This is a genomic window from Oceanicola sp. S124, assembly GCF_000220565.1.
Taxonomy (GTDB): domain Bacteria; phylum Pseudomonadota; class Alphaproteobacteria; order Rhodobacterales; family Rhodobacteraceae; genus Pseudooceanicola.
Map to the genome: position 1 here is coordinate 1 of NZ_AFPM01000052.1, position 5,850 is coordinate 5,850.

The window sequence follows — 5,850 nt, forward strand, 5'->3', positions numbered from 1 at the left end:
GCATCCCGCATCATCACCAGGCTGAAAGTACTCCCGCCGGAGGCGGCCTGACGTCGACGGCACGCGCGACGCGGCGCGCAGGCGCCCCGGGGGCCTCAGGCCCGAAGCGCCCGGGCTGTTCAGGCGATGGCCGGGTGCCGGGGCGAGATGCGCCGGGTGGGTGCGCCACCCGGCGTGAGGGTCAGTTCACCTCTTCCAGCCCCTCGGGCTGACCGACGACGACGAAGCGCAGATCCTCGGGGTGCAGGCGCTCTCGGGCGACGCGGTTGATGTCTTCCAGTGTCACCGCGTTCACCCGGTCATTGCGGGTGGCGGGGTAGTCGATGGGGAAGTCATCGTGCTGCATCCCGACGAGGATGCCCGCGATCGGCCCGTTGCCATCGAAGCGCAGGGGATAGGCTCCGGTCAGGTACTTCTTGGCCTGCTCCAGCTCTTCCGCAGTGACGCCCTCTTCGGCGACCTTGGTCCATTCGGCGCGGATCACCTCGATGGTCTCGGCGACACGGCGGTTGTCCGAGGCCACGGCGCCCATCCAGACATCGGCGAAATCGCGATCCGCCAGCCAGGAATAGACGCCATAGGTCAGGCCGCGCTTTTCACGCACCTCCTGCATCAGGCGGCTGTCGAAGCCCGAGCCGCCGATGATCGCGTTCAGCAGGTAGGCGGCGAAGAAGTCGGGATCCTCCATGCCTAGCCCCTGCTGGCCCCAGATCACCTGAGCCTGCGGAGTGTCGAAAGGCAGGATGGTGACGCCGCCGCTCAGCCCCAGGGTGGCCGGGCCGGGCAGCGCGGCGCCGCCCTCGGGCAGGGCGCCGATCAGCTCGTCCAGCAGCGGGCCCAGTTCCCCGGGGGTGATGTCGCCGACCACGGCAATCGAGACACGGTCCTTCACCAGCACGTTGCGCCAGGCCTCGACCATGTCGTCTCGGCTCAGCGCGGTGGCACTTTCCTCGGTGCCTTCCAGCGCGGTGGCATAGGGGTGGTCGCCATAGGCGAGCCCGGCGAAGCCGAGGCTGGCGACATCCTGGGGATCCTTGGCATCCGAGCGGATGATCGACAGCACCTGTTCCTTCACCCGCGCCACGGCGTCCTCGGGGAAGGTCGGCTCCACCAGCGACTGGCGCAGCAGGGCGACGGCCTGATCCCGGTTCTCGGTCAGGAACCGCGCCGAGACCGAGAGCGAATCGGCGTAGCTGTCGTAGCTGAACGAGGCGGCCAGCCCCTCGACCGCGCGGGCGAACTGCTGGCTGTCCAGCGCCGCCTCGCCACTGCCCGAGCCCTCTTCCAGCAGGGCGGCCATCAGGTTGGTGGCGCCGCGCTTGCCGGGCAGGTCCAGCGCCGAGCCGCCCTCGAAGCGCAGTTCCAGCGCGGTGAAGGGAATCGAGTGTTCCTCGACCAGCCAGGCGGTCAGCCCGCCGGGGCTGGTGACCTCCTGGATGGCGATCTCGGCGCGCAGCGGCAGGGCCGAGAGCAGGACGAAGGCGGGGGCGAGCAGCTTGTGCATCAGGCTCATTGGCTGATCTCCTCTGCGTCGGATTCGGGGGCGCCCCCGGGGGCGGCTTCCGGGGCAGGCTCTGCGGCTGCGTCCGGGGTGGCAGGGGCTACGTCGGGACCCGGATCGGGCATCATCCAGCCGGTCACCGCGCGGTCACGGTTCAGCACCTTGCGGGCGGCGGCCATGATTTCCTCGGGCGTGACCTGCTGCAGGATCTCGGGCCATTCCTGCACGTCCTCGATGGTCAGCCCAGAGGTCAGGGCCCGGCCGTACATCTGCCCCATGGCGGCCACGTCGTCGCGTTCGTAGATGTCCTGGGCGCGGATCTGCATGCGGATGCGCTCCAGCGCCTCTTCGTCGACACCCTCTTCCATGAATCCGGCAATGGCGGCATCCAGGTCGGCCTCGGCGGTGTCGAGGTCGGTGCCGGGCCGGGGCACGATGTAGACGCCGAAGGTCGTGTCATCCAGCGAGGTGGGCGTGTAGTAGGCCGCGGCATAGACCGCCGCCTGCTGGTCCAGCACCAGGTTCTCGTAGAGATAGGAGGTCGTGCCGCCACCGAGAAGCTGCGCCAGCATGACCAGCGCCGCCGCCTCGCGCTGCTGGCCGGGATCGCGTTCCGGGGCCAGGTAGGTGCGGTTGACGTAGGGTTGCGCGACGCGGGCATCGCGGAAGACCACGCGGCGCTCGGCGATCTGCGGCGGTTCGGCGGGGCGGATCCGTTCGGCCGGCAGGTCGAGGTTGGGAGGGATCACGCCGTAGTAGGTCTCGGCGAGGATCTTCACCTGCGCGGGATCGACATCGCCGGCGACGATCAGGATCGCATTGTTGGGGGCGTAGTAACGCTCATACCAGGCATTGGCCTCGTCGAGGCCCAGCTGTTCCATCTCGTGGCGCCAGCCGATCACCGGGATGCCGTAGGGGTGGTTGAGGTACTGCGCCGCGCGCATCTGCTCGTTGAACAGGGCGCCGGGCTGGCTGTCGGTGCGCTGAGAGCGCTCTTCCAGGATCACGTCGCGTTCGGTGGCGATGTCGTCTTCGGTCAGCGCGAGATTCTGCATCCGGTCGCTTTCCATCCGCATCATCAGCTCGAGCCGGTCGGCGGCGACGCGCTGGTGATAGGCGGTCTGGTCCTGGCTGGTGAAGGCATTGTCGGTGCCGCCATTGGCCGCCACGGTCGAGGACAGCTCGCCCGAGGCCATGGTGTCGGTGGCCTTGAACATCAGGTGTTCGAGGAAATGCGCGATGCCCGAAACGCCGGGCTCTTCGTCCGCCGCGCCGGCGCGATACCAGACCATGTGGACGACCACGGGGGCGCGGTGGTCTTCGACGACGACGACCTGCATGCCGTTGTCCAGGGTGAAATCCGTGACCTGGTCGCTGGCGCCCTGCGCCGAGACCTGGGTGGCGAGACAGGATGTGGTCAGGGCCAGGGTCAGCGCCCCGGCGGCGAGCCTGTTCAGCATGCGCCCTCCTCTCAGTTCCGATGCCCGGAAGATACCCCGACGGGCCCCGACGACAAGCCGTGCCGCGGCCTTTCACCCCGAAGTGACGGGACGCGAGCGATCCCCCGCCGCCTGCGCGCAGGCTGCGCCAGTCCTGGCTAATGTCAGGTTAACAAACCAGTGTCAGCTTGGCCGAAGAGACCGCGCCGCAGCTCGGGTCAGGCGATCAGTTGACCGGCGGATAGCTGGGCACCTGATACCCGCGGCGCACCCATTGCTGGGCGACGAGGCGCGGGTCGATCGACTGCTCTTCGTAGACGCGGTAGTACTGGTCCAGCTTGAAGGGCCGCAGGTTGTTGAACCGGGCGCGACGACGGCGGAAGTCCGCATCCTCGGCGGCCAGGGTGGCGCGAATCTGCGGATCGACGCCGGCACGGGAGGCATAGGTCACGAGGCCACCGTCAGCGGCGCCGACACCGTTGTCTTCCAGGGCCGAGGCGCGGCCACCAAGCGCGGCGACCGCATCGCCCTTGGGCTGCGGATCGACCAGGTTGGTGCCACCGGGTGTCGGCGTGGGCAGTTCGGCATAGCTGGCAGGGGTTTCCAGCTGCTTCGTGGGCACCACGTCGAATTCTTCCGGACCGGCCCCCGAGGCCGCGAAGTAGCGCAGCTTGCCGTTGCCCTGGCTGCAGGCGGCCAGCGCACAGATGGACAGAACGATTGCTCCCCGAGCCAAATTCATCGCGATACTCCTTGGCATTGACCGAGGCTTAGCCGATTGGAGGACCGAGGTCACGCCTCTTTCTCTGCCGGAAGGAAGACCAGCGCCGCCGCTCCGAGGAAGATCGCCACATCGGCGATGTTGAACGCATAGGGGTTGTCGATGCCGCAGCAGGTGACATTGGCGAAATCCGCCACCGCCCCGTAGAGCACCCGGTCCACCACATTGCCGAGCGCGCCGCCGACCACCAGGCCCGCGGCGATCAGCCCGGCCCGGCGCGGCGTCTCGCGGCGCACCCACCAGAGCACCCCGGCGCAGATCACCAGCGCCAGGGCGATGAGGATCCAGCGGGTGTTGGCATTGCCGACCCCCGAGAAGAGGCCGAAGTTGATGCCCTCGTTCCAGGCCATGCGGAACCGCAGGAAACCGTCGATCACGACGATCTCCATCCGGTGGCCCAGGTCCATGACATGGACCACCAGGAACTTGGTCAGCTGATCGGCCAGGAAGACCCAGAAGCTGGCCCAGAATACGGTCTTCATCCTGCGCGTTCCCTTGCCCGGTTCAGTGACGGAAGTGACGCATGCCGGTCATGACCATGGCCAGACCCGCCTCGTCCGCCGCCGCGATCACCTCGTCGTCGCGCATGCTGCCGCCGGGCTGGATCACGGCCGTGGCACCGGCCTCGGCAGCGGTCAGCAGACCGTCGGCGAAGGGGAAGAAGGCGTCCGAGGCGACGACCGAACCACGGGTCAGCGGCTCTGCGAGGCCCATGGCCTCGGCCATGTCGACGCTCTTGCGGGCGGCGATGCGGCAGCTGTCCACGCGGCTCATCTGGCCCGCGCCGACACCGACGGTGGCGCCGTCCTTGACGTAGACGATGGCGTTGGACTTCACATGCTTGGCGACCTTCCAGGCGAACAGCATGTCGGCCATCTCCTTCTCGGAGGGCTGGCGCCTGGTCACCACCTTCAGGTCATCGAGGTCGATGTGGCCGTTGTCCTTGTCCTGTACCAGGTAACCACCCGAGACCTGCTTGACCATCAGACCGGCGGCAACCGGGTTGGCCAGGCCGTTGGTCAGCAACAGGCGCAGGTTCTTCTTCTTCGCCAGGATCTCCTTGGCCGCATCGTCGGCGCCGGGGGCGATGATGACCTCGGTGAAGATCTGGCTGATCTCTTCCGCCGTCGCCGCATCCAGTGTCGAGTTCAGCGCTATGATGCCCCCGAAGGCAGAGGTCCGGTCGCAGTCGAAGGCGCGCATGTAGGCATCGCGCAGCGTGTCGCCACGGGCCACGCCACAGGGGTTGGCGTGCTTGATGATCGCGCAGGCCGGACCGTTGGCCGGCAGGAACTCCGAGACCAGCTCAAACGCCGCATCGGTGTCGTTGATGTTGTTGTAGGACAGTTCCTTGCCCTGCAACTGCACCGCGTTGGCGACGCCGGGACGGTCCGAGCCATCGGTGTAGAAGGCGGCGGACTGGTGCGGGTTCTCGCCATAGCGCAGGGTCTGGGCCAGGGTTCCGGCGAAGGCGCGGCGGCGCGGCGCGGGCTCTTCCAGGGCGCCGGTCATCCAGGCCGAGACGGCGGCGTCATAGGCGCCGGTGCGGGCATAGGCGGTCAGCGCCAGCTTCTGGCGGAAGGCATAGGAGGTGGACCCGTCGTTGGCCTCAAGCTCGTCCAGCAGCGGCTGGTAGTCATCCACGTCGACGACGACATTGACGAACTTGTGGTTCTTGGCGGCGGCGCGGATCATCGCCGGGCCGCCGATGTCGATGTTCTCGATGCAGGTGTCGTAGTCCGCGCCCTTGGCGACGGTTTCCTCGAAGGGATAGAGGTTGACGATCAGCAGGTCGATCGGGCCGATGCCGTGCTCGTTCATCGCCGCCACGTGGCCGGCGTCATCGCGCAGCGCCAGCAGGCCGCCGTGCACCTTGGGGTGCAGGGTCTTGACCCGGCCGTCCATCATCTCGGGGAAGCCGGTGACATCGGCCACGTCGCGCACCTCAAGGCCCGCCTCGCGCAGCATGCCCGCGCTGCCGCCGGTCGACAGCAGCTCGACCCCACGGTCGGACAGGGCGCGGGCGAGGTCCACCAGCCCGGTCTTGTCGGATACGGAAATCAGCGCGCGGCGGACGGGGTGCAGGGCTTGGGTATCGGTCATCGTGGCTCGGGTCCGGGTTTGTCAGG

At 68.0% G+C, this 5,850-nt stretch carries 5 protein-coding genes; all 5 read right to left on the reverse strand.

Going from position 1 to position 5,850, the window contains the following annotated elements; translation table 11 throughout:
• Positions 1-181 precede the first annotated feature (181 nt).
• Positions 182-1,513 carry a M16 family metallopeptidase gene (locus tag OS124_RS0104840; protein WP_010138233.1) on the reverse strand — a complete coding sequence of 444 codons (1,332 nt, stop codon included), beginning with the start codon at positions 1,511-1,513 and terminating at the stop codon, positions 182-184.
• The gene (locus tag OS124_RS0104845; protein ID WP_010138234.1) at positions 1,510-2,961 is read right to left on the reverse strand and encodes a M16 family metallopeptidase; all 1,452 of its coding nucleotides are present in this window, start codon (positions 2,959-2,961) and stop codon (positions 1,510-1,512) included. Before OS124_RS0104845 ends, OS124_RS0104840 begins: the two co-directional genes overlap by 4 nt.
• 205 nt (positions 2,962-3,166) lie before the next feature.
• Positions 3,167-3,682: a DUF3035 domain-containing protein gene (locus tag OS124_RS0104850; RefSeq protein ID WP_010138235.1), complete on the reverse strand. Its 516-nt coding sequence runs from the start codon at positions 3,680-3,682 to the stop codon at positions 3,167-3,169.
• A gap of 50 nt (positions 3,683-3,732) precedes the next feature.
• Positions 3,733-4,203, reverse strand: a complete 471-nt coding sequence (gene lspA / locus OS124_RS0104855; protein ID WP_010138237.1) for a signal peptidase II — start codon at positions 4,201-4,203, stop codon at positions 3,733-3,735.
• A 22-nt stretch (positions 4,204-4,225) separates the two neighbouring features.
• Complete coding sequence (gene purH, locus OS124_RS0104860; RefSeq protein ID WP_010138238.1) at positions 4,226-5,824, reverse strand: bifunctional phosphoribosylaminoimidazolecarboxamide formyltransferase/IMP cyclohydrolase; 1,599 nt, start codon at positions 5,822-5,824, stop codon at positions 4,226-4,228.
• Positions 5,825-5,850: the final 26 nt, after the last annotated feature.